A 3631-nucleotide genomic window follows, 5' to 3' on the forward strand; every position below is an offset into this window, starting at 1 on the left:
TTATCTGCGTGAGGGGCATGGAGCATGCCGTTAGGCAGTGCGCAGCGTTAGCGAAGCACCGAAGCGAAGCGTAGTGCAGAATGCCCCGACCCTTGCGTAGCAAGGGGCACGCCCAAAATAAAACTATTCTTTCTAAATCTTATATAGTTATTTTTCATACCTTTGCTTACATGTATCGGGATAGGTTCTACATTCCTACAAACCCTAAAACACAAAAGCCATACATTTACTTTTGCGGAAACTCTTTGGGATTACAACCCAAAGGTGTCCTAGAAGCTATACGCCAAGAACTAGAAGATTGGGCTAACTTGGGAGTAGAAGGACACTTTCACGGTAAAAACCCATGGTTCAAGTATCATGAATTTTTTTCAGAAAAAGCAGCACGGTTAGTAGGAGCTAAGCCCATTGAAGTAGTAATGATGAACAACCTAACCGTAAACCTGCATTTGATGATGGTTTCTTTTTACAGACCTACACCCAAAAGGTACAAAATTATGATTGAAGGCGGCGCTTTTCCATCAGACCAATATGCAGTAAAAAGCCAAATTTTATTTCATGGATACGATGTAAAAACTGCTTTGATAGAGCTTACACCTCGCCCAGGGGAGCATACTCTACGCACAGAAGATATTCTACAAGCCATTCACGATGCAGGCAACAGCTTAGCTTTGGTTATGTTAGGCGGAGTAAATTATTACACAGGTCAGGCGTTTGACATGGAAGCTATTACCAAAGAAGCACACAAAGTTGGCGCTGTAGTAGGTTTTGATTTAGCACACGCTGCGGGAAACATTTTGCTTCAATTACACGACTGGGAGGTAGATTTTGCAGTATGGTGCACCTATAAATACCTCAATTCTGGACCTGGTGCCGTAGCAGGTTGCTTTGTACATGAAAAATATGCCGATGCATCAGATTTACCTCGCTTTGCAGGTTGGTGGGGGCACGATGAACAAACTCGTTTCTTAATGGGACCAGACTTTATACCTATGCGCGGCGCCGCAGGCTGGCAACTATCCAACGCACCCGTCATGAACATGGTAGCACACAAAGTTTCCTTAGACATTTTTGATGAAGCCACTATGCCCGCTCTCCGTAAAAAATCCGAAGAAATGATAACCTTTCTACTAGAACGAATACAAAATCTTGTAGAAATTATTACTCCCTTCGAACTTAAAGACAGAGGTTGCCAAACTTCTATCAGAGTAGGTAAACAAGGTAAAAAAGTTTTTCAAAAACTCTGCGAAGCAGGTGTAATCGCAGATTGGCGCGAACCTGATGTTATTCGTATTGCACCCGTTCCTCTATACAACACTATGGAAGAAATTGATGAATTCGTTCAAATCTTAAAAAAAATTGTCTGAAATTGGTATTTTTGAGCTAACAAGTTGTTTCTCTAAATTATTACTGTAACTTTTGTACCACATGGCAGATCTATACAATTTGAGAGGCGTTTCTTCGGACAAAAAAGAAGTACACAAAGCTATACAAATTTTAGACAAAGGTTTATATCCAAAGGCTTTTTGTAAAATCATTCCTGATGTACTAAGCCAAGATGAAGAATATGCATTAGTAGTGCATGCCGATGGTGCAGGAACAAAAAGTTCATTAGCCTACTTGTATTGGAAAGAAACAGGCGATATTTCAGTATGGAAGGGCATTGCACAAGATGCCTTAGTGATGAACACAGATGACTTGTTATGTGTAGGTATTACAGATAACATTGTTGTTTCTTCTACTATTGGGCGAAATAAAAATAAAATTCCACAAGAGGTAATTCAAGCTATTATCGAAGGGACAAAAGAATGCATAGAACAATTTAGACAGTGGGGAATACATATTCATTTTTCAGGTGGTGAAACCGCTGATGTAGGCGACTTAGTGCGTACTATTATTGTAGATGCCACAACCGTTGCAAAAATCAAACGAACAGAGATAATTGACAATGCACGTATTCAAGCAGGTAATGTAATTGTAGGTTTAGCCAGTTTTGGACAAGCTACCTATGAAACAGAATATAACAGCGGTATAGGCAGCAATGGTCTAACTTCCGCACGCCATGATATTTTTTGTTCTTTCTATGCACAGCAATATCCTGAAAGCTATGATACTGACTTGCCCTCTACTTTGGTCTATACGGGCAAATTCAAACTTACAGATTCCATCCCTGAAATACCTCATATTCCAATTGGCAAACTAGTCTTATCACCTACACGCACTTATTTACCACTCATGAAAGTAGTTTTTGAAGCATACCGCAATAAAATTCACGGCATAGTGCATTGTACAGGAGGTGGACAAACGAAATGCCTTCACTTTGTAGAAGGCTTGCATATTATTAAAAATAACCTTTTTGATGTTCCGCCAATATTCAAGTACATTCAGCAAGGTTCAAATGTGGATTGGAAAGAAATGTACAAAGTGTTCAACATGGGACACAGATTAGAAATATATACCGATGAAAGTACAGCTCATCAAATTATAGCCATAGCCCAAAATTTCAAAATACAAGCTCAAATTATTGGATATTGTCAAACAGATTCAGGAAAAAAATTAACTTTGCACACGCCATACGGAATTTTTACCTATCAATAAAAAGCCTATGTCCTTTCTCAAATCTTTCATTAAAGAATTCAAGGAATTTGCTATCAGAGGTAATGTAATTGACCTTGCCGTAGGTACAATCATTGGGGCAGCCTTTGGAAAAATTGTAACCTCTGTAATTAACGACCTAATTATGCCCCCAATTGGTTTGCTAGTAGGTGGAACTCGTTTCAACAATCTTAAAATAGTGCTCAAACGTGCTTCAAAAGACCCTGTTACAGGAATGGATAACCCCGAAGTAGCCATCATGTACGGTAATTTCATTCAAACTGCGGTAGACTTTACTATTTTAGCTTTTATCATTTTTGTTATGGTCAAAGCTATCAACCAGCTTAAACGCAAAAAAGCAGAAGAAGCTGTGGTAGAACCTACACCCACTGAAAAACTGTTAGCAGAAATTCGTGATTTGCTTAAAAATAAATCTTAACATGAAGCACTTACCTCAAAAGTTACAGGAAATTTATGTAAAGTTAGCCAAGTACTGTGCCTATCAAGAACGGTGTACCGCAGAAATATATCAATATCTAAATAGGTTTGAACTCAATCAGTTAGAGCAAGAAACTTTGATTGAGCAGCTCAAAAAAGATAAATTCCTTGATGATGAGCGTTTTGCGATTCAATTTGCCGTTGGTAAGTTCCATACAAAGAAATGGGGTAAGATCAAAATTGTATATGCTCTTAAGCAGAAGCAAATTTCTGACACATGTATAGAAAATGCGCTAAATCATATTCCTGAACAAGAGTATTACTTTACGCTACAAAAGTTGATTGAAAAGAGCGGATACGACACTCAGGATTACGTACAAAGAGCGAAGCTTTTGCGCTTTTTACAGGGCAAAGGCTATGCGTATGACGAAATAAAGCAAGTTTTGAACAACGTTGATGAGTAAAGATGAGTTAATGAGTTAAGTATAGGTCTAAAAAGTTTTTTTTGGGCGTGCCCCTTGCTAACGCAAGGGTCGGGGCATTCCGCACTACGCTTCGCTTCGGTGCTTCGCTGCGCTACGCACTGCCTAACGGCATGCTC

General features: G+C 39.1%; 4 protein-coding genes. All 4 read left to right on the forward strand.

Going from position 1 to position 3631, the window contains the following annotated elements:
* Positions 1-170 precede the first annotated feature (170 nt).
* The 4 genes from kynU to NZ519_13020 all read left to right on the forward strand — a co-directional run bounded on the left by kynU (position 171) and on the right by NZ519_13020 (position 3494).
* The gene (kynU, locus tag NZ519_13005; protein ID MCS7029673.1) at positions 171-1364 is read left to right on the forward strand and encodes a kynureninase; all 1194 of its coding nucleotides are present in this window, start codon (positions 171-173) and stop codon (positions 1362-1364) included.
* A 61-nt stretch (positions 1365-1425) separates the two neighbouring features.
* Positions 1426-2595 (forward strand): AIR synthase-related protein, encoded by a 1170-nt coding sequence (locus NZ519_13010; GenBank protein MCS7029674.1) that lies wholly within the window; start codon positions 1426-1428, stop codon positions 2593-2595.
* Between the two features lie 7 nt (positions 2596-2602).
* The gene (gene mscL, locus NZ519_13015; protein ID MCS7029675.1) at positions 2603-3031 is read left to right on the forward strand and encodes a large-conductance mechanosensitive channel protein MscL; all 429 of its coding nucleotides are present in this window, start codon (positions 2603-2605) and stop codon (positions 3029-3031) included.
* Between the two features lies 1 nt (position 3032).
* Positions 3033-3494, forward strand: coding sequence for a RecX family transcriptional regulator (locus NZ519_13020; protein ID MCS7029676.1), 462 nt, complete (start codon positions 3033-3035; stop codon positions 3492-3494).
* The last annotated feature ends 137 nt before the right edge of the window (positions 3495-3631 follow it).

The sequence above is a fragment of the Bacteroidia bacterium genome (assembly GCA_025056095.1).
Classification (GTDB): Bacteria; Bacteroidota; Bacteroidia; order JANWVE01; family JANWVE01; genus JANWVE01.